The 20,779-nt window shown below is 38.5% G+C and carries 19 protein-coding genes; 2 read left to right on the top strand and 17 right to left on the bottom strand.

Features of this window, described 5'->3' with window-relative positions:
• Positions 1–8: 8 nt before the first annotated feature.
• The 4 genes from MOJ78_RS06035 to MOJ78_RS06020 all read right to left on the bottom strand — a co-directional run bounded on the left by MOJ78_RS06035 (position 9) and on the right by MOJ78_RS06020 (position 6,549).
• Positions 9–1,472: an FAD-binding oxidoreductase gene (locus MOJ78_RS06035; RefSeq protein ID WP_304980301.1), complete on the bottom strand. Its 1,464-nt coding sequence runs from the start codon at positions 1,470–1,472 to the stop codon at positions 9–11.
• A 6-nt stretch (positions 1,473–1,478) separates the two neighbouring features.
• Positions 1,479–2,879, bottom strand: a complete 1,401-nt coding sequence (locus MOJ78_RS06030) for a (Fe-S)-binding protein (protein WP_304980300.1) — start codon at positions 2,877–2,879, stop codon at positions 1,479–1,481.
• 1 nt (position 2,880) lies between these two features.
• A complete protein-coding gene (locus tag MOJ78_RS06025) occupies positions 2,881–4,203 on the bottom strand; it encodes an FAD-binding oxidoreductase (protein ID WP_370529772.1) in 1,323 nt (440 codons plus the stop codon).
• A 171-nt stretch (positions 4,204–4,374) separates the two neighbouring features.
• The gene (locus MOJ78_RS06020) at positions 4,375–6,549 is read right to left on the bottom strand and encodes a malate synthase G (RefSeq protein ID WP_304980298.1); all 2,175 of its coding nucleotides are present in this window, start codon (positions 6,547–6,549) and stop codon (positions 4,375–4,377) included.
• Between the two features lie 178 nt (positions 6,550–6,727).
• Between MOJ78_RS06020 and MOJ78_RS06015 the strand changes: the two genes are divergently transcribed.
• Positions 6,728–7,609: a LysR family transcriptional regulator gene (locus MOJ78_RS06015; RefSeq protein WP_304980297.1), complete on the top strand. Its 882-nt coding sequence runs from the start codon at positions 6,728–6,730 to the stop codon at positions 7,607–7,609.
• A 46-nt stretch (positions 7,610–7,655) separates the two neighbouring features.
• Here the strand turns inward: MOJ78_RS06015 and MOJ78_RS06010 are convergent, their stop codons facing one another.
• From MOJ78_RS06010 to MOJ78_RS05955, 12 genes are all read right to left on the bottom strand, one after another.
• A complete protein-coding gene (locus MOJ78_RS06010) occupies positions 7,656–7,922 on the bottom strand; it encodes a hypothetical protein (RefSeq protein WP_304980296.1) in 267 nt (88 codons plus the stop codon).
• Between the two features lie 681 nt (positions 7,923–8,603).
• The gene (locus tag MOJ78_RS06005) at positions 8,604–8,858 is read right to left on the bottom strand and encodes a hypothetical protein (RefSeq protein WP_304980295.1); all 255 of its coding nucleotides are present in this window, start codon (positions 8,856–8,858) and stop codon (positions 8,604–8,606) included.
• 195 nt (positions 8,859–9,053) lie between these two features.
• A complete protein-coding gene (locus MOJ78_RS06000; RefSeq protein WP_304980294.1) occupies positions 9,054–9,644 on the bottom strand; it encodes a hypothetical protein in 591 nt (196 codons plus the stop codon).
• 333 nt (positions 9,645–9,977) lie between these two features.
• A complete protein-coding gene (locus MOJ78_RS05995) occupies positions 9,978–10,259 on the bottom strand; it encodes a hypothetical protein (protein WP_304980293.1) in 282 nt (93 codons plus the stop codon).
• Positions 10,259–12,355 carry an RHS repeat-associated core domain-containing protein gene (locus tag MOJ78_RS05990; RefSeq protein WP_304980292.1) on the bottom strand — a complete coding sequence of 699 codons (2,097 nt, stop codon included), beginning with the start codon at positions 12,353–12,355 and terminating at the stop codon, positions 10,259–10,261. Before MOJ78_RS05990 ends, MOJ78_RS05995 begins: the two co-directional genes overlap by 1 nt.
• A gap of 213 nt (positions 12,356–12,568) precedes the next feature.
• Positions 12,569–12,913, bottom strand: coding sequence for a hypothetical protein (locus MOJ78_RS05985; RefSeq protein ID WP_304980291.1), 345 nt, complete (start codon positions 12,911–12,913; stop codon positions 12,569–12,571).
• A gap of 114 nt (positions 12,914–13,027) precedes the next feature.
• The gene (locus MOJ78_RS05980; protein ID WP_304980290.1) at positions 13,028–13,342 is read right to left on the bottom strand and encodes a hypothetical protein; all 315 of its coding nucleotides are present in this window, start codon (positions 13,340–13,342) and stop codon (positions 13,028–13,030) included.
• A gap of 250 nt (positions 13,343–13,592) precedes the next feature.
• Positions 13,593–13,874, bottom strand: a complete 282-nt coding sequence (locus tag MOJ78_RS05975) for a hypothetical protein (protein WP_304980289.1) — start codon at positions 13,872–13,874, stop codon at positions 13,593–13,595.
• Positions 13,875–13,963: 89 nt separating this feature from the next.
• Complete coding sequence (locus MOJ78_RS05970) at positions 13,964–15,025, bottom strand: RHS repeat-associated core domain-containing protein (protein ID WP_304980288.1); 1,062 nt, start codon at positions 15,023–15,025, stop codon at positions 13,964–13,966.
• Positions 15,026–15,468: 443 nt separating this feature from the next.
• Positions 15,469–16,239, bottom strand: coding sequence for a DUF2628 domain-containing protein (locus tag MOJ78_RS05965; RefSeq protein ID WP_304980287.1), 771 nt, complete (start codon positions 16,237–16,239; stop codon positions 15,469–15,471).
• A gap of 280 nt (positions 16,240–16,519) precedes the next feature.
• Positions 16,520–17,149, bottom strand: coding sequence for a sulfotransferase family 2 domain-containing protein (locus MOJ78_RS05960; RefSeq protein ID WP_304980286.1), 630 nt, complete (start codon positions 17,147–17,149; stop codon positions 16,520–16,522).
• A gap of 270 nt (positions 17,150–17,419) precedes the next feature.
• Entirely contained in the window at positions 17,420–17,983 is a 564-nt protein-coding gene (locus MOJ78_RS05955; protein ID WP_304980285.1) for a hypothetical protein, read from the bottom strand.
• A gap of 496 nt (positions 17,984–18,479) precedes the next feature.
• Here MOJ78_RS05955 and MOJ78_RS05950 point away from each other — a divergent pair, with 496 nt between their 5' ends.
• Positions 18,480–19,028, top strand: coding sequence for a hypothetical protein (locus MOJ78_RS05950; RefSeq protein ID WP_304980284.1), 549 nt, complete (start codon positions 18,480–18,482; stop codon positions 19,026–19,028).
• 598 nt (positions 19,029–19,626) lie between these two features.
• On the opposite strand, the gene MOJ78_RS05945 is transcribed toward MOJ78_RS05950, so the two are convergent.
• Entirely contained in the window at positions 19,627–20,079 is a 453-nt protein-coding gene (locus tag MOJ78_RS05945) for a VOC family protein (RefSeq protein WP_304980283.1), read from the bottom strand.
• Positions 20,080–20,779: the final 700 nt, after the last annotated feature.

Raw genomic sequence — 20,779 nt, 5'->3', positions numbered from 1 at the left:
TTGACTAGCTAGTTGGCAACCGTCCCCTTAGGCATCTTTTTGACATCCATACATCTGCTCGGTGTAGGGAACAGTTTTCCTTTGTTCAGTAAATTTTCCGGATTAAAAACGTCACGGACATCTGTCTGTACCTGTAATTCCTCTACCGTGAAGATAAAACGCATTTCCTCGATCTTTTCAATCCCGACGCCATGCTCTCCTGTTATCGAACCGCCAACATCAGCACATGCCTTCAAGCATGCTGATCCTGCCTTCAACGCTTTTTCCGTTTCCCCTGGATTTCTTGAATCGAATAAAATCAAAGGATGGAGATTCCCATCTCCAGCATGGAAAATGTTCGCAATCCTCAAGCCAGATTCCTTACTGATTTTAGCAATATCCCTTAGAACTTCTGGAAGCTTACTTCGTGGGATGACACCATCCTGGACTATATAATCGGGAGAAATCGCGCCCATCGCTCCGAATCCGGTCTTCCGATTAGCCCACCATTTGCCTCTTTCTTCTTCACTTTCGGCAACTTTGACTTCCCTGACATTCCTTTTTTTACATACGTTCAGGATTTCGTTGATTTGCTCATCGATCCCAGCAATGATCCCATCAACTTCAATCAAGAGCAACGCTTCAATATCATCAGGATGCCCGACAGGATAGGTACCTGCTTCGACCCCTTCGATCGCGGTTTTGTCCATCATTTCAAGTGCGGCTGGAACGATGCCCTCAGAGATGATATCCGATACAGCATGGCTGCCATCCTCTACGTCATCGAAGTAGGCGAGTACGGTCTGCTTTCCTTCCGGGTTTTTCAAGATCCGGACTGTGATTTTCGTGACAATCCCAAGTGTGCCTTCCGATCCAGTCAGGAGTCCGAGTAAGTCATAACCCGGTGCATCCGGCACACCATCCTCACTGATTTCAATGATTTCACCGTTGGGCAGGACCACCTCAAGCCCTAATATATGGTTGGTCGTTACCCCGTATTTCAAGCAATGTGCTCCCCCAGCGTTTTCAGCGACATTCCCGCCGATCGTACAAACATATTGGCTCGATGGATCCGGAGCATAATAATAACCTTTGTCAGATATCGAGTTTGTCAGTTTCAAATTGACGAAACCAGGTTGTACGACGGCCTGCCTATTTTCAAAATCAACACTTAACAGCTTTTTCATCTTAACCAAACTGATGATGATTTCCCCATTTAAAGGAATCGATCCCCCGCTAAGCCCCGTGCCTGCTCCGCGCGCTAGGAACGGAAGTTTGTTCGTCGTGAGATATTTCACAATCGAAGCGACTTCTTCCGTATCTTTGGGAAACACGACCGCTTTTGGCATCGATTTATGAATGGTGAAACCATCGCAATCGTAGGATAGAAGGTCTTCTTTTTCATATAAAATCGATTTTTCCCCTACGATGTTTGCTAGATTTTGAATATCGCTGTCTCCATTGATTTTTTTCTTCTTTTTTGTGAAAAACACTTTGGATCACTCCTCTCTGCCAGCAGCGGTTTGGTTTTCATCGGAAATTCCGGTGCCGTTTTTTCGATCTTGTTGATAGGCCCAATCGAGCAGCTGGACTGTGTGCACGATTTCAGCTCTCCGGCCATACTTTTGTACACCGATCGCCATTTGCAGCATGCATCCGGGATTCCCCATCGAAATCATTTCGACATCCTGAGGAACATTTTCTATTTTCCGTTCTAACACGGCTCCTGCCATTTCTGGATTCGTTATATTGTAAATTCCAGCACTTCCACAGCAAGTGTCTGCATTCCGCTGCTCCACATAGTCGATTCCATTGATATCATTCAATAGCTGACGCGGTTGATGCCGAATACCTTGGCCATGCGCAAGATGACATGCATCATGATACGTAATCCGTTTATTCAGTTCACTTTTCGGTTTTTCATAGCCTGTATCATATAAGTATTTTGAAATATCCTCGATTTTGTTCGCGAAGTCTTCCGCTTTCTCTTTCCATTCAGGATTATTCCTGAATAACTCCGGATATTCTTTTAATGCACAGCCACATCCGGCAGCATTGACAATCACCTTTTCCGCATCGTTAAATGCCTCGATATTCTGTTTTGCGAGCCTTTTCCCTGTTTCACGGTCTCCGGCATGAATATGGAGCGCACCACAGCATGTTTGATTTTTCGGTAAAACCACTTCATTATCGTTATGCGTCAATACATTGATCGTCGATTCATTAATATCGCTGAACATCACATCCATGATGCAGCCCGTCAGCATGGCAACCCTTGCCTTCGGTTGTCCTTTCGCAGGGATCACATCGACATCCTTGTATTTCTTCTGAACGGGTGTTCCGATCGTCGGCATGATCGATTCCATTTCAACAAGGTGATCCGGCATGACTTTCATGACTCCTGATTTACGGACAACTTGCTGCAGGCCGCTCTTCTGATAAAACTTCAACATCCCTCCGACGGCATTAAGACGGTTTTTATGCGGAAACAAATCCTTGAGGAAAAAATGACTGACTGCCCGTTTCATTCCTTTAAGGGGGATCGCCTGGCGCACTTGTCCCCTCGCTTCCTCAATCAGTCCTCCAACATCTACATCAGCTGGACATGCGGTCGTACATGCCCGGCAGTCAAGGCATTGGAATACCGGATCCATGAATTGTTCATTGACCTCCAGCTTCCCTTCTGCAACCGATTTGATCAAATGGACACGACCGCGTGGTGAATGCTGTTCCTGCCCTGTTTCCAAATACGTCGGGCACGATTCGAGACACATTCCGCAATGGACACAATCTGCCCACTTGTTTTCGTCCGGATGGTCATCCCATAAATAATTGCTTAAACTGGCAGAGGCGCAGGGTGGTTCGACGTTCGACTGAAGCTCCTTTTCGTTAACCGACAATTTATATCCCCCCAATAAAGCGTTTATGGTTCAGCGTATTTTCGGGATCGATCTTCCGTTTGATTCCCTCGAACAGGAAAAAGTAGGATGGGTTCTCACCCCATGGATTGATTTCCTGACGAAGCTTGAACGGAAGATGTTTGACAGTAACGTAGCCCCGTTTCGTATCAACAAAGTCACGCATTTGAAGAATGGAAGATTTAATGACTTCTTCGTGCCCTATCAGATGAAAATAGCTTATCCCATGCCCTAGTCCGCCATGAGCCTCTATAGTGATACCGTTTCCACCATAGTGGATCCGTTGAGCTTCCTTGAGAATGTCTAAAACATCCATGTTTTTGCTGCCGATTTTCAGGACGACCTCTACCCGCTCATTGTGATCGTCATCGGTCAAGCTGTTCGGCTGAATGAGTGAGAACCTCTCCCAAAATGTATTGGCGTCTTTTACTGATAAACAAGTTGTGATGGCACCTTTAGGCTTGTGCTCTTCGACCCATTCCTCTTGATAATGAACTGCATTTTCTACATCTTCAAAAGCAATCAACAGTGTAAATTCCTCCCGATCGAGGAGCTTTTTCGATAAGGAAGGGTTGACCAACTCGAGGGTTGCCGGTTCGATTATTGAATCCTGGATTTCAATTATGAATGATTTCAGTTCATCTACGTGTTCTTCTGCAACGGACAAAAGGACAAGGCTTTCGTATTTTGGCGTCGGCCTCAATTTCATCGTGATTTCGGAAATCACCCCTAATGTCCCCATTGACCCGATGAACAGTTTATTCATATCGTATCCTGCAACATTTTTAACGACTTTTCCGCCTGTCCGGATGATTCTCCCATCTGGGTAAACAACTCTCAACCCGATCACGAGATCCCGCGCTGATCCATATTTCAACCGCTTGGGGCCGCTTTCATTCGCAGCAATGACTCCGCCGACCGTCGCCTGTTGAGGCCAGCTTGGGTCGATGGAAACCATTTGATCATGCTTGCGGAGATAATCCTGGAGTTCCGCGATCGTTGTTCCAGCCCTGACTGTAACGGTCATATCCCCGACGGTGTGCTCAACAATCCCTTTGTAATTTACCAGCGACAATGCAAGATCGTACTTTTCTTTCAGACCGCCATAACCTCGTTTCGTTCCTCTTCCCATAACGGAAATTTTCTTTCCATCCTTCTTGGCAGCCTGAAGTATTTCTGCGATTTCAGCTTCACTTTTCGGTGTTGCAATAGCCGTTCCACTGTTCCCGTACTTTTTGCTTAAAATCAATTGTTCATCATTGACTTCTTTTAATTCCAAAATACACACCCCTCTCTTCCTGTTCATATTGAGAAACGAGGTTCCGATAATTAGTAAAAAAAACGGTCAAGTTGTAAGTAGTTTCATTGAAGCATTAAAGGGCTGCTTTTTCAATTGAATTTTTGAACTTTTCGAAATATTTAATTTAGATAAAAGACCATCAACTGCATCTCGAGTCAATGGTCTTCTATTCCATCTTTACTTTTGAGCAAGTGCTTTGGACTTTACTTCAATACGACGACGATGAAGGATCGGCTCCGTATATCCGCTCGGTTGTTCAAATCCTTTAAAGACGAGGTCACAAGCTGCCTGGAAGGCGACGGAATGATCGTAGTCATCAGACATCGGCTTATATTCCGGATCACCAGCATTTTGTTGATCGACCACTTTTGCCATCCGCTTCAACGTCTCAACTACTTGTTCCTCCGTACAAATCCCGTGGTGAAGCCAGTTCGCCACATGTTGACTCGAGATACGCAGTGTCGCACGATCTTCCATAAGCGCAACATCATTGATATCCGGTACTTTTGAACAGCCGATCCCATGTTCGACCCAGCGTACGACATAGCCTAGAATACCTTGTGCATTGTTATCCAGCTCTTCCTGTATTTCCTCAGCACTCCAATCCGGATTTGATTCAATTGGGATTTGTAAAATAGCATCGGTGTAATCATCCGAACGTGCAACTAATTGATTTTGCACCTTTCTCACATCAACCTGGTGGTAATGGAGAGCATGAAGCGTCGCAGCCGTCGGGGAAGGAACCCATGCTGTATTCGCTCCGGCTCCAAGCTGACCGACCTTTTGATCGAGCATATCAGCCATCAAATCTGGCATCGCCCACATCCCTTTACCGATCTGGGCTCGCCCTTGGAAACCTGCCGAAAGCCCTGCACATACATTCGATTTTTCATAGCTTTGCAGCCATGTTGAGGATTTCATCTCATTTTTCCGGATGACAGGCCCTGCTTCCATCGAGGTATGGATTTCATCACCTGTTCGGTCTAAGAAGCCTGTATTGATGAAAACAACCCTCTCTTTCACTTTGTTGATACACGCTTTCAAATTCAACGTCGTTCGGCGTTCTTCATCCATCACGCCGATTTTCATCGCGTTCCGTTTTACACCGACCAAGTCTTCGGTCCGATTGAACAGTTCGTTCGCAAAAGCGACCTCTTCCAATCCATGCATCTTCGGCTTGACGATATAGACGGATCCTTTTCTGGAATTTTGATAGCTGCCATTTCTGAGGACATCCTGTTTCGCAAGCAGACCGGTAATAACCGTATCGAGGATTCCTTCCGGTACTTCCTGTCCGTCCTGGTCCAATACCGCATTGCTCGTCATCAGATGCCCGACGTTCCTAGCGAACATCAGGGAACGTCCATGCAAAGTGAATGGCACGCCATCAGAGGATACATATTTACGATCAGGGTTGAGCGTTCTCGTCACTTTTTTATTTCCCTTTGTGAAGGATGAAGTTAGATCGCCCTTCAATAAACCTAAAAAGTTTCGATAGACGAGTACCTTGTCTTCGGCATCAACCGCTGTAACAGAGTCTTCAAAGTCCATGATCGTGGTCATTGCCGATTCCATGAGAATATCCTTAACCCCAGCCCGATCCGATTGTCCGATTGGATGATCTCGATCGATTTGAATTTCCAGATGGATCCCATTGTTTTTCAATAAAACCGCCTCAGGTTCATCTGTATAACCTTGGTAGCCTGCGAACTGGGACTCATCCTTCAGCCCTGTCGTTGCCCCATTGCTTAACGAAGCAGATAATTGACCGCCGACAATCGAATAGGCGGTTACACCTTTGTGAGTGCCTTTTGCTAATGGAGCTGTTTGATCGAGAAAGTCTTTTGCAAACGAGATGACTTTTGCACCGCGAACCGGGTTGTAGGACCCTTTCTTATCCGCACCGTCCTCTTCACTGATCACGTCCGTTCCATAAAGAGCGTCATACAAACTCCCCCAGCGGGCATTTGCTGCGTTGATCGCATAACGGGCATTATTGACGGGCACGACTAACTGGGGACCTGCCTGCGCAGCGATTTCATCATCTACATCCTCTGTCGTAATCTGGAATTCTTCCGTTTCACCTTCTAAATAGTTCAATTCCTTTAAAAAAGATTTATAGTTTTCGAGATCGAAATCGTTATTTCTATGCCAATCATTGATTTTATTTTGCAAATCATCCCTTACTTTAAGTAACTCTTTATTTTTCGGCCCGAGGTCCTTGGTGATTTCTTCTAATCCTGTCCAGAACTTCTCGACTGTCACACCGCTCCCAGGTATTGCCTCTGCCTTGATAAAATCATGTAAAACTGGAGCTACTTGAAGATTACTGATTTTCACGTAGTCTGTCATCGTAATATCCTCCCTCAAATGATTGGTTAATCCAAATTAGCTGGTACTGGCCTCGATTCGTTTCTTATATTTTATTTTATAATAACTAAGTCCATATCAAAAATACATATTTCGAATGTTGATTATTCGTTTTGGTTATAATAGACTTTCAATTAACGAGAATAATAGGAGTGATCATGTGGACATCCGGCATTTGGAATACTTTACAGAAGTCGCACGGCATTTAAGCTTTACGAAAGCTGCTTCCGTGTTGCACGTCTCCCAACCCTCGATAAGTAAAGCGATTAAACATATAGAAGAAGAATTAGGGGTCTCATTGTTTTATCGATCCAAGCACTTGGAATTGACGGATGCCGGTAAAGCAGTATTGGAAAATGCAAAACATGTATTAGAAGCTTTCAACAACCTGACATCTGAGCTGACGGACGTCATGGACTTGAAAAAAGGGGAAATCAGAATTGGGATACCTCCGATCATCGGGGCAGCATTTTTTTCGAAATTGATCAGTCGATTTAAAGAGGACTATCCCTATGTCCAAATCACTTTGACCGAGGTGGGCTCGAAAAAAATCAAGCAAGGTGTAGAAGATGGTTCGCTCGATATCGGTTTGATATGTAATTTACCGATCCAAAAAGGAAATTTCGAGATCATCAAAGTGATTAATGACCCATTGATGCTTATTGTCCATAAAGAACATCCATTGGCAAATCAGGAGGCAATTGATTTATCAGATTTAAAAAGTGAACCTTTCATATTGTATCGTCAAGACTTCACCCTACATGATCGAATTGTTGAGGAATGTTCCAAGAAAGGGTTCCATCCGAACGTCGTATGTGAAAGCTCCCAAAAAGATTTCATGATTGAAATGGTCGAAGCGAGATTAGGAATCGCTTTATTACCTGGTAAAGTTACACATTCGATCACCAATCAGGACATCATCGCACTCCCACTTTCTAATTCGAAATTAAGCCTGGAACTCGGGATGGTGTGGAAAAGAAACAAATATCTACCCTTTGCAGTACGGGAATTCATCGAAATGTCTAAGGGATTTTTACCTTGATACAGGTATTTTCACGTATCAATTCATTGGATTCATTCTTCAGGTATCATTTTCTTTTTATATATTTGTTATAAAACTCTTCAGAAGATCGAAACATTAGTAAATGAATAACAAATACTGTGATCATCCCAATTATAGAAATCTTAATATTGGGAATTAAACTTGTAATAACAGCGCCATAGCTCAAAACAACAAACGATAACCATTTAAAACGCTTATAAGATGTTTCTTTTTTAAGAGCATATACTAAAATAATTGTTCCAAGTAATAATAAAGGAATAATATAAAAAATTGGATCGTTAGAATATGTCATTAATACACTCCTTGAAAAGGTTGATCATATTGACCAGGGGCTCATTCTTAGGGTTCAAGTCCTTTAAAATACTGCTTTAACCCAATATTTACTCTTCCATCCTTGCATTTTCCAATCCCAAGAATCCACCATAAACCGTTCCCAATACCGCAGTTGCTAACTTGCTCTCTTTACGTGGTGTTATCATTGCAGTTAGTGAACTGATTCTGTAATTATACCTACCACAGGGACTGCAGGTTCATCCCAATGACCAATATCGATTACATCTTCAATAACTGAAGAAGCTGGCTTTGGTACAACTTTCAATCCGAAACTTGCAGCCTTTTTACTACCATCTATTATTCCTTCTGTTACCAAGATATTTTTAAAAAGAGGCGAAGAATGTATATCTTCACCTCAAAAATATTACCTTTTTTTCTTCTTACTGTAATTAAGACACCGGTTGTAAACCAAACTGCAAAGATTACAAATAAAAGAACATGAAGGTTAAATACTAAATTTGTAGATATCCCAATTTACCTTAGAACAACAAGTACAGACACTCCATACATCCAAAAGCTAAATGAGATTAAAGCATATATGGCTATACGTTCCTTAGCATTAGAAAAAATAAATTTTAAAAACCATGTTCCACTAAAGGTAATTACCCAACAACCAAAGTGGATAATAACTATAGGCCAATTATTCTTCCCTCCTTATAGGAAATAGATAGCTTCTCGAGTTTCGATTTTTATATGATTCCACAGCCGCACCAATAAAAGCCCCTACAAATACTCCAATCCCTACAGTTGCTAATAAACAAAGGCTGACAATACCTAAGGAGGCAGTAATACCTGCAGTTATACCTGCCGTTAATGTTAATGTTGCACCACCTATTAGCATGTTATCAATTACACTATTCATGAGATTATCGTTATCTTTTGTATGATAGTCCATACCAATACTAAAAGTAGTTCCAGCTAAACCAAACGTCGAGCGCTATTTAGACTGGTTAACCCAGACTCATAGGAGGAAACGGTTTTTGAATGGTTTTCTAATAACCTGGAAAAAGCGAAAAAAAAAGAACCTCAAGAAAGGATTTGCTCTCTCAAGGTTTAAACAACAATTGATAATTCGGTTCATGTTTCCCATTTAAAATATCTTTTTTTCTATACGCTTCACTGTATTAAAATTTTCTATTGATGGTTCGACTCCCCAAAATTCGAGTACTTCGTTGTTAGATGCTTGAATTATAGTTTTATCTAATTTATTTAAATTGTTAGAAATCCAAATTTCAAACAAGCCTACACTGGAATGCTTAGCCATTAAAATTAATGAATAGTTTTCATCAAAAATTAGCTTTAGACCAATATCAACTTTTAAATCCCATGAATTCTCCATGTTACTCCAAATTAAATGATCAGTTATTATATATAAAGATTTAATGGACTTGCTTTCTAACAAATTTACCCAGATATTATCTTTAATATCTTTTGTATTACTTTGGAACACTTTTAAATTAGTGGTTTCTTCGCCGTCTTCTTTAATCTCAGGTTTGTCTTTAATCATGTAATCGGTTGATTTATTAGTAACCCTTAAAATCAAACCCATAGTGTATTGATTTCCGTTTATTAATTTAGTATCTCCTAAGTCATCTATCCATAGTGTACAAATTGAATTCCTTAGCTTTTGTAAACACATTATTGATTCAGGACTAATTAAAGATTCTATCTTATATCCCATATAATCACCTTTATTTAATAAAATGAATTTTTTGTGGTTTGTACTTACCTTGCCCGTGAATTTCAACTACTGGTGTACCATCTGAACTAGAAAACTTCTTAAAACAATTCTTTGACCATCTGGATTCTTACTAAATTGAATAAAAAGCCCCCGAAAGTAGATTGAACTTTTGGCAATTTCTTTCGTTTGGTTTTGTTATTTTTTATTTTCTCACCGGTTCATCAGCACGGCCGGTAATATCTCCCTGGTTATTACCCCTAGGTAGAAATATTCAATTCCCAAGGCTAAAAAACAGGCTATTCAGAAGAATAGCCCAAAGTTGATAAAATAAAATCATTTTCCTCTTTTTAAATCTTTGTTAAAAAACTCTTCAGAGGTCCTAAATATTAGAAAATGAACAACCAAAATTATTAAAAATCCTACTATTGAAAATATAAGGTTTTTGGTGAACTCATAAAATATACCCAATACGGCGATACCATAACAAAATAGTACAAAAGCAGACCATCGAAAACGCTCTATAGGTTTCTCCTGTTTTAACGCATATACCAAAAAAATAGTACCAAGCACTAGTAAAGGAATGATATAAAAAACTGGGTCATTAGAATATCTCATTAATACACCCCCCCATATGATTGATTAATTGGTCCAGGTGCCCAGTCATGTTGTTCATGTGTAAAGTACTGCTTAAGACCATGCTCATTATCTTCAAGCCAAGCATTAAATAAACCATATCCTGTAACATAAACAGTTCCAACTGCAAATGCCGTAATTTTATTACCACTATTACGTAGTGTGATATCAGTCGATAATTTACTCGCAATACCGAGAGTACCAATTGTCGCTATAACAGGGATTGTCGGCTCACCAAATACACCAATATCGATTGTACCTTCAACAAATGATGATGCAGCCCCGGGAAGAATTTTCAACCCCTTACTTCCAGTCTTAACATTGTCAACTATTCCTCCAATTACCATCTCCGTATGTGAACCAGCTGTCCCACTTACAAGTTCTTGTTCTACATTAGAAGGTTCATTATTGTTTGAGTCATGATTAGAAGGATTATAGGATGGATTCGTTATTTGTATCGATTCACCCAACTTTTCATTTGTTCTTAACGTACCGGAAGAACCGCTATATCTATCAATACGGGCATACCAATGTCCTGATGGATCAACATTGTTAACTGGGTTATTTACACAATAGGCATATACATTATGGCTCAACAACTCACCAATTTCTCCACCATAAGAGTCTGTATTTATAAATCGACTCCATTCAGGATTATAGTATCGCGCATTTAGATAGTATAACCCGGTTTCCGAATCATACCGGTATCCTCGATACCGGTAAGGGTTCTTCTTCCCAACCGTATCTGCAAGTGTCCCAGTGATTGAGATCAGTTTGCCCCATGTGTCGTATTGGTAAGACACAACTTCTGTACCGGATTCATCAGCAAGGCCAGTAATGTCTCCCTGAATATTACGCAGGTAGAAATATTCCTTCCCATTGAGGTTCATACTGACAAGTTTATCATTGGAAGAATATGTGTAGTAAATCTCATCGGTACCATTGGTTTCATACGTCACCAGATCACCGTCAAGATGATAAGTGGTGGTTACACCGTTGACCGTTTTCTCTGTACGTATTCCATCTGCATTATATTTGTAAGTTGTAGTTAGTCCGTTGCCGGAAATACCCGCTAACTGATCACCGAATTTCCACGCATATGAATATCCATCATAGGTCAATGGATTTCCGATTTCATCATAGGTGATAGCTTTCCCTTCATAAGAGATGAGCTTGTCCTTCCATGCTGTATCGTAGCTGTAAGAAATGGTATCCAAGAGTGTCCCGGGTGTTTCAGCTGTCGTATAGGCATAGATCTTTTTCGTTAAGAGGTTACCCCCACCATCATACTGATAAACAATGGTTTTGTTAAGAATCGAATTGTCTTCACGTATTAATTCATTCGCTTCATTGTATTCGTATGCAATGACTTCTCCATTTTTTGTGATCGTATCAATGTTGCCATTTGCATCATACATATAGGAAATCGTTTGACCGTTTTGGGTTACGGAATCTATTTGATTCGTTGTCGCTCCATTAATCCCTTCCTTATAGGCGAACGAAGTTTTAATCGTTGCACTTCCCGTATGAACGGTATTTTGATCGTTTCTTCCTAAAGAATCATACGTGTAATGAACCGTTTGTCCGCGTCCTTTGTTGAAGATTTCTAAAATCTCGGAATCCGTTAGGGCTGTCGAGCTATAACTAAATTGATCCATGTAGCCATTTAACGGATTATTCCCGGCAATACTCGTCCCAAGGGCAGTGGTTCCATCGGTAAAGTCTTTAAAATCCGTGGTAGTAGCGGTATATTTCGTTCCATTAACAAAGAGGGCTACATTCAACGAGGAATTGACATATTCCCATTTCAGCCCCATAAAGTTCCACTGATCCTTTGGGATGACTTCATCTGTTGTCAACAGATTACCAAACACACCCGCACTGTTTCGATAGGAGATTTTCACCTTATTATCTGTATCGATGTAGACATTTAGAATTTCACGGTTGTCTGCCTCATTCGCTAAGATATGACGGCTGCTTCCTTCTGTTTCAGTTTTGAACCAAACGGTCTCTGAACCCGATTGTTTAATAAGCCCTAGATGTAAACGAGAAATGGAAAGGACAATGGATAGCCCCACCACAAAAAAGCAACCTTGAAAGGCATTAAGCCAATCAAGGTATAATAGTTTAATTATATTGTTATTATGGATTAATTCATTTATTATAGCTCTCTTTGAATTCTACTGGTTCAGATATAACATAGGCTTTCTATTCTGATTTCATTTTTTTAATAGAAAGACTATATCAGCTTTAGTTATCACAATACTTCATAAATATTAAAAAAGGGAATATTATCCTTTAATAAAACACCTAAATTCATGTGGTATTTTAGGATTAGAAACAAATAATTTTTTTCTATAAAATTCAAAGTCATTATAGTGTATTTCGTGTCTAACATTTGAAGTTGACCAATCAATTTCGCTTAACTCAATACCCTTTAGTACGATATAATTTTCAAGATCTTCGTCATTTTCAATTACTTGTAAAATATTCTTTTTTACACCGTAGTCAACTATATTCTTAATAGTATTTACATCATAACCTTTTTGATTAGTGAAAAAGCCAATAATAGTACTGATTTGGGCATCTTCCTCAGCAATAAACATTAAGAATTCCAACAAATCTTTTTCATCCATAAAATAAACTCCCCTATTTTATTAAAGGTACACGTATAATATCACTACCTACAGTATTTTTAAAATATGGTCCCCCATGTACTGTATCACTCGGATTTTCATAACCGCTATAATTCACCTGATATGATTTACCTTTACCTTAAAATACCTCACACCATCGCTTATCTTTAATGGTTTTTTTGTAAACCCATCTAAAGTTTCATCAAGATATTTTTCCACATCAGCCACTTTAGAATTCTTAAATGAGTTTGGATTATTTATGTCAAAAACATTAACTCTAGGTTTTTTCTTACCCTTATCACTCTTTTTGCCCCCATTATTATTACGGGACGGTTTGAAAAAGTCCGCAAAAAACTTTTTAATATTTTTTTTATTGCTGTCCAGTAATATCACCTTGGATATTACGGAGGTAGAAGTATTCCTCCCCATTGAGGTTCATACTGACAAGTTTATCATTGGAAGAATACGTGTAATAGATTTATCGGTCCCAGTGGATTCATAATGAAGAGACCTCCATCTTGGTGGAAGGACGTAATAATGCTATTACAAGTATTAAAAAGAACCTCAAAAGTGCCGTACCTTTTGAGGCTCAAATTGTTAAATTTTCTTTCAATGAAAACATAAAAAATATAATTATATACAACTCTCGGCAACGCCCAATTTGGTCTCAATACTTAAATCATTTGTTTTTACGTTCTTCCATCCTAAATCTTATTGTATAAATAAGCCACACGATAAAATATAAGCCCAAAAAACTCATTAAAATATCTGTGTACAAGTCTGATATTTTATTTAAGAATAGATTTACAAAAGCTATTCCAAAAATCAAAATAGCCAGTGATATTTTAATGTGCTTGTCATAGGGATCCTTTAATAGTGCATCCAAAAGGACTAATGTGGCTCCCACCGTTGCTATTATTCCCCAAATATTTGATTGGATTGATTCAACAATCGTATTCATGTCTATCACCACCTAATTAAAAATCCGCCTAATCCTTGCCGGTTCAAAGCCAAATTCATTTTTAACAATGCTGTACGCAGCACCTACACCTATTCCAATTTTCCAATACCAACAAGGAATCCCCCACCTGTAGCAACTGTTAGACCAAGTGTAACACCTGCCAAAAAACCATTGTTTATAATACTATCCGTGAGACTGTCTCCATTTGCAGTGTCTAGTGCTACTCCAAGTAAAAGTCCCAAACCTCCAATTTTCCCAGCGCTCTTTAAAAGAGCCCTGCCAGTACTATGTGATGAGACTAATTTAGGACCCATTCTTCCCCATGGGCGTTCATTTTTAATTTTATAAGGGTTTATTCTTGATCCTGATCCATCAGCTGTAGATCCCGCTCCACCAATAACAGCTGCTTTGGTAACTTCCTTAACGGTCTCATGTGTTTTTTTAGATTCCGGTTCATAAGATGGATTCGCTATTTGTATGGAATCTCCTAACTTTTCATTTGTTCTTACCGTGCCGCCGGAACTGGCAGAACCGCTGTATCTACCAATACGGGCATACCAATGCCCAGATGAATCAACATTGTTAATTGGATTATTTGCGCAATAGGCAAATACATTATGGCTTAACAATTCACCAACTTCTCCACCATAAGAGTCTGCATTTAAAAATCTACTCCATTCCGGATTATAGTATCGTGCATTTAGATAGTATAACCCGGTTTCTGAGTCGTACCGGTATCCTCTATAACGGTACGGGTTCTTCTTCCCGACTGTATCTGCAAGTGTCCCGGTGATTGAGATCAGTTTGCCCCATGTGTCGTATTGGTAGGACACGACTTCTGTACCCGATTCATCAGCGAGGCCTGTAATGTCTCCCTGGTTGTTGCGTAGGTAGAAGTATTCCTCCCCCTTGAGGTTCATACTGACAAGTTTATCATTGGAAGAATACGTGTAATAGATCTCATCGGTACCATTGGTTTCATATGTGACAAGATCCCCATCAAGATGGTAGGACGTTGTCACTCCGTTTACCATTTTTTCTGTACGAATACCATCCACATTATATTTGTACGATGTGGTTAGCCCGTTACCGGAAATACCCGCTAACAAATCCGCATCGTTTTCAATGCTGCCATATTCCGCTTCCCTCAATATATTCTGACAATTAATAAGTTAATCCTATAAGAAAAGTATATAGAATAGAAGATTGTTATTATTATAATCTTAATAAAATGAGCTACTACCAACTGTATACACTGTCATATTATCTTTATTATTCTAATTCCATATATGCCAAACTTATTTCTCGTGAGGGCACATAACTAGAACTTTCGTATTATTTACTAACCATTATATCTCCTTTATACTTTAACGCATGAACTTGGCAAAGCTCCTAACCTCCCCATGTATGTCGGGCAGTGATTATTACCAATCACTGCCCATTTATTTTTAATTCAAATCTATACCAAAAAAGCCCTTAGTTCAAAGGACTTTACATGATCTGTTATGGTAGAGCAAAGTGGACTCCGCTGGCAGCTTTGACCAGATATAAATCTGAATGACCTCCACACAAAATATTCTTTCTAACACACATTTTATTTAGCCTTAAGAAGCTCTTCCTTTAATTCTAAGCCAGGTTCATCTTCAGGAACTAACTTTAAGTAGATTTCAATATTCTTTAATGCTAGTTTATACTCTTTTTTAGAACCGTAAATTAGTGCTTTATTGTAATAAATAGCAGGGATGGGGACGTTTCTATTCTCAATATCATCATATATCTCGATCGCTTCATCAAGTTCACCTGATTGTTGAAGTTCGACGGCTTCTGAAAATTTTGGTACTGCGTAAGCATAATAAACTTTTTCTTCTATAAAAATAATCGAGAAAGAATAAATGATTATTGCCAAAGTAAAAATCATTGTATGCAACCAACTGATTCCGCCTTGGTTCCGAAGAACCGCAAGACGTTCCTCTCGGTCAGGATGTAGATTTTTCAGCCTTTTTACTTTCTTCAGTACAAAATCAAAATAGGCACCGTTGGCAGTTAATGCAATCATGACAAAAATACCAGCTAAGTTTGTCCGCGACATTGATTGTTTGAGGAATATGATCGATAAAATATCAGCTACAGCAAGAATGCCTAGAAGAAGATAAGCGTACCCATTCATTTTTCGAAATGCGAACCAAAACAAACCTAAGAAAAAAGGACTCCAATTCCAAGAGAACAAGGAATTCCATCTCGATGTTCTTTTCCATTTCTTTTCATAATAGTCCGCTTTTCTGCCGACGAACTCTAAAACCTCTTCACTTGTTTCTTCGTCAAGATCTAAGAAATTCACTTGATGCTTCTTTTTCTTTGAAACCATATAACTTTGAGCCTCCGTTTATGTTTCCACTCTTTTAAGGATAACGAAACATCAGCTCAAAAATCATTAGGTAAATACAGGGAATTGAGGCACCTACGTTTATTTATAAATATCGCGCTTTTTGAAAATGGATTTGCTTCACAAAAAAACGAACCAAAGTTGCACAAAAAAAAATCCCGTTACTTCATCATGAGACGAGATCATAATGTATATTATTTTGGTTTATCGCACCGGAGTCTAGTTCTATGCAATTTAATGGAAAATGGCATGATTTAAAGTCTTAGAATTTGTAATTGAATAAATCAATCTCTTTTTTAAAATAATTTCGAATTGTTTCTCTTTGATGGTTATTATATTGTGTACTATAATGTTGACGGTTTTGCCTGAAATTACCTTTTGCCCTTGGTAACCAACCATCAAAAGGAAGAGAAATCTTATCACAAATTAATTTCAAATCACTTTCTAAATTTTCATATTTCCCAAGGTAGTCCACTACTGAATTGTTATTAAGTGTATAGATAGGGAAGTTATAAGCAAGTTTATAACCTTCCCGTTCCAAAAATTCATCAAAGCTTTCTTTTTTAGGGTCTCTTACAAGAAAATAATATAAAGAAATAACTTTGTCCCAAGGGTTCCTATCGAAACAAAACTTATAATAAGAGTTCCAAATATCTTCCCCTATCAAAGATTTTATTTTATTTGCAGAATCGTGATTATAAAAATTAATTTGACCAATTTGATGATTTTGTGGGTATTTCCCCAGTTCAGCTCTAATCTTCTCGTCCTCAGACATTATTGGTGTGATAATATCACTATCGCCACAATACCTTGACAATGAAATTTCAATACTAGTCCCTGCCGTTTTTTTAGTTTTTAAAAAAATAAATTTATATTTATGTGATATTATCATTACTGTTATTTCCTCGCCATTTATATGAAAGATTATCTTATATCTTATTTAGCATTTATTATATGGGAACGGCGTTTTTCTTATATGAAGTTTTTGCAAAATAAGTCTTTTAGATCTGACTTAAACAAAAGATATTAATCTTTATTAAATTCACGTACTTATTCTTTTTCTATCTTCTCTTCATTTGATGTAGTATGTAAATCTTCAGTATTGTCATTTGAATAATTAATTAGTAAAATACCCAAAATGTTTATCCGCCTTATCACCACCTCAAGTAAAACTACGGATTCTCTTAAGTAATCCAACAAGGCCTCTGCTTCCAAAAAATAATACAAAACCCAAAACTAATCGGAGTAGTTTCTCTAAAAACGAAAACAATAATTCTCCTTTCATTCTTGGATCGACATAACCCACTCCTACTTCTTTAATATTAAGCCAATTTTGCACCAAAGAAAAAAACGACGGTAAGGTATGTACGATAAAGGCAAGACCTACAATCGAAACGGCAGCAACTTGAAACTGATGTACAGATAAAGACATCTGGTTTTGATTAGGTTCTTCCTGATTTCCAACATCCTTATATTCAGGAATAAATAAGCGGCTTAATTTGTCAGCATATAACCAGACAACTATACTCATTACGAGTTGAACTAAAAAAGGACCTAAATGAAGCAACATATTGATAACATTGGTTTGAACAAGTTCTTGTAGCTCCTCATAGTAAATTGGTATCAGATAATAATTTACGATATGGGATAAATCGATGAATGATTGTATTAAAATATAAACAGCAAAAATTCGTAACGCTATAAAAGCAAAATCTTTTTGGGTCATACATAACCTCTCCCTCTCCATTGTGGTCCTTATTGAACAAACAGGCTCCTATAATTGAATAAGGCATATTATAACTCGAAGTCTTCCTTCATTTCATATAAATGAAAATAATCCTCCTTAATAACAATAGAGATAATAGTATCTCCTTTTTCAAAAAAATGGACGTGCCCCATTTGTTCATTTTTCAACTCTTCCCAACCCCAACCTTTAATTTCTTTAAAATATTTAGGTGGATATAGTCCTTACTCTCTTACTTAATACCAATTATTTCAAATGATTGGATCTAATTCAATATAATTTTCACAAAAAAGAGGCTTATCCTTACTACGGATAACCCCCTTAAATTGAAGAAAATCAATAATATATTTCTTTCGAAGTTTCATCAAACACCTTCCAATGACCATTGTTTACTGAGGGGCTGTACCTAATAACAATAAAATTCAAATTATGATAGTATGGAAGAAATGGTATTTTCAGTATATTTGGGGTGCTTTTTATGATTAAAATTATGTTCAGGAATATCTTGTTTGTGAGTTTAATATCTTTAGCGGGATGCTCGAATGAGACTACAAAGGTCACTTCATTACTCGGAAAAAATGACGCAGAGAAAGTTTCTGTCAGTGTTTTGGATCAACCGACAACTGACGTAGATGCTCCAGATGATATTCAATCGTTATTTAAAATAATAGAGGGTTTAACCGTCCAAAAAGCATCAAAAGAAGAAATGATAGAAGTACATAACCTTGAGCGTGATGCAGATTATCAATCTATTATAGTTATGATACATACAAATGAAGAAAAGCCTAGTTTACAACTGACGCTTTTGAACGATGGACGAATGTTACTTTTTGATATTGAAGATGGACTAGGACAAAATTTTTACAAAAGTCTCGAGGACTCTAAATCTTTATATAATAAAGTTCTAGATTTTTATAAAAATAGAGTTGCAAGTGGTAATAGTGATAAGACTCAAGTATTAGATGAACTTGAGAAAAAAGATGGTAAACGTGAAATAGAAGTTGAATTGATCAGGTCTTCTGAATAGCAGACATAAAATAGAAATGAAAAGGGAGGGATGAAACAACAACCGAGATAAATAACTAAAGGGGTCCGTTTTAAGGTACAAAAATCAAAAATCCATTTTCTTAATGACACACGTTTTCACATTGTAAATGGCAGCTAATTATTAGTTAAAAGACTCGTCCATGACGAGCTTTTTGTGTTGTGTATTAGAATCTCTGATCGAGCTTTATATAATTACTCCATTAAAGCCCCCTATTTTTGAATAACCGAACACATTCTAATACCTCTGAATTGCGCCCTTTAACGGAACAAAGGATGTTATCCAATATTCTTGAATTGCGCATTTTTATTGAATAAGAATTTTCTTCCAATCGAGACGGATTCGCATACAAGGTTTCCGCATTCACGAACCCTACGAGCCTTGGAACGAAGTTCTTAGGCTCGCAGGGTGGTGCTTTCCTGCTTCTTCTCCTGGCGACCAAGGGGCTCAAAGAGTCCCGCAGCCTGAATGCTGTATTATATGACGTACCCGACTTCTTCGAGTTAGTTTTACACTGCCTTTCTGTTTCAATTTTTACTTCAGTAATTTCAGTAAAGGCTTTTTATAAAACGTCACTTACTTATTTGTTACCGAGTTGTTCCGCCAAACCGATTAGAAGTCCTTCGGTTCCACGAATGTAGCAGAGCCGATACGAGTCCTCGTATTGAACCACTTCGCCAACGAGCTGAGCACCATACTTAGTGAGTCTGGATACCATTTCATCAATGTCTTCAACGGTGAACATGACACGTAGATAACCGAGGGCGTTTACAGGAGCAGTCCGGTGATCTGATATTGTAGGTGGGTTGAGAAATCTCGAAAGTTCAAGTCGGCTGTGGCCATCTGGGGTAACCATCATAGCAATCTCTACGCACTGAGAACCCAGTCCGGTTACGCGACCAGCCCATTCACCTTCGACAGTGGCTCGCCCTTCGAGGTTCAAGCCAATCTCCTCGAAGAAAGAGATTGCGTCATCAAGGGATTCTACAACGATGCCGACATTGTCCATTCTTAGGAATTTGTTTTTTGCCATAGTTTTATCTCCTTACGTGGAAAATTTATTATCTGATCATCTTCATAATTATTCTATTAAAAAGTTATGTATAGGAAAATGTGAAATTGGGTTTATCGGGTATGTCATATAACATCTTGTTAACGAATTAACGAACACACTTCGTAAACCCTCTACTATTGGAATATTCGCAAACCTTATTTTGTGAATGCCATCATGTTCAAATAGTTTCAAAAATTCGATACCGTAGTTGCTATTCGATAAAACAACTTCGACTTCCCCACAAAATATTCCTGCCCTGTACTCCATTAAATGGCCCGTTGTTGAAGTTCCGGGGAATCTATTTACTCCGTTAAACTGCCCTTTTCTGGAATAACTTAGTAATTCAAATAACCTCTCTGAATCCTTTTATAACTACACTATCTCGCTCGTTTTCAGAATAAGATGGTACTACTAGTTCTAATAAACAATGAACTAACATTTATCTTAACCATAGCTTCTGTATACCTCTGTATAGGCAATCCTTTAACTATTACGTAACTCCTGATTTTTTGGCTTCTAACTTTCCGAGTTTTCGTTTCAAGGATTCAATGTGAGCATCTTTGTTATTTTCATCGGTCTTATGTTTGATTCGTTTAATAATAGGATCTTTCTTAACAAAACGCTTCGACATGTTCATGTATTTGAGCACAATGATATGAAGTTGCTTTCGATCTACCTA

The sequence above is a fragment of the Alkalihalobacillus sp. AL-G genome (assembly GCF_030643805.1).
Lineage (GTDB): Bacteria > Bacillota > Bacilli > Bacillales > Fictibacillaceae > Pseudalkalibacillus.
This window is presented reverse-complemented; position numbering and strand designations above follow the sequence as displayed.

What these genes read in the sequence shown, in the direction of transcription:
- MOJ78_RS06005 (WP_304980295.1), bottom strand. Translation starts at nt 8,858, where the DNA reads ATGGACTATCATACAAAAGATAACGATAATCTCATGAATAGTGTAATT.
- MOJ78_RS06020 (WP_304980298.1), bottom strand. Translation starts at nt 6,549, where the DNA reads ATGACAGACTACGTGAAAATCAGTAATCTTCAAGTAGCTCCAGTTTTA.
- MOJ78_RS05960 (WP_304980286.1), bottom strand. Translation starts at nt 17,149, where the DNA reads ATGATAATATCACATAAATATAAATTTATTTTTTTAAAAACTAAAAAA.
- MOJ78_RS05965 (WP_304980287.1), bottom strand. Translation starts at nt 16,239, where the DNA reads ATGGTTTCAAAGAAAAAGAAGCATCAAGTGAATTTCTTAGATCTTGAC.
- MOJ78_RS05985 (WP_304980291.1), bottom strand. Translation starts at nt 12,913, where the DNA reads ATGGATGAAAAAGATTTGTTGGAATTCTTAATGTTTATTGCTGAGGAA.
- MOJ78_RS06010 (WP_304980296.1), bottom strand. Translation starts at nt 7,922, where the DNA reads ATGACATATTCTAACGATCCAATTTTTTATATTATTCCTTTATTATTA.
- MOJ78_RS05975 (WP_304980289.1), bottom strand. Translation starts at nt 13,874, where the DNA reads ATGAATACGATTGTTGAATCAATCCAATCAAATATTTGGGGAATAATA.
- MOJ78_RS05950 (WP_304980284.1), top strand. Translation starts at nt 18,480, where the DNA reads ATGATTAAAATTATGTTCAGGAATATCTTGTTTGTGAGTTTAATATCT.
- MOJ78_RS05980 (WP_304980290.1), bottom strand. Translation starts at nt 13,342, where the DNA reads ATGGGGAGGAATACTTCTACCTCCGTAATATCCAAGGTGATATTACTG.
- MOJ78_RS05955 (WP_304980285.1), bottom strand. Translation starts at nt 17,983, where the DNA reads ATGACCCAAAAAGATTTTGCTTTTATAGCGTTACGAATTTTTGCTGTT.
- MOJ78_RS05945 (WP_304980283.1), bottom strand. Translation starts at nt 20,079, where the DNA reads ATGGCAAAAAACAAATTCCTAAGAATGGACAATGTCGGCATCGTTGTA.
- MOJ78_RS05995 (WP_304980293.1), bottom strand. Translation starts at nt 10,259, where the DNA reads ATGAGATATTCTAATGACCCAGTTTTTTATATCATTCCTTTACTAGTG.
- MOJ78_RS06025 (WP_370529772.1), bottom strand. Translation starts at nt 4,203, where the DNA reads ATGAACAGGAAGAGAGGGGTGTGTATTTTGGAATTAAAAGAAGTCAAT.
- MOJ78_RS06000 (WP_304980294.1), bottom strand. Translation starts at nt 9,644, where the DNA reads ATGGGATATAAGATAGAATCTTTAATTAGTCCTGAATCAATAATGTGT.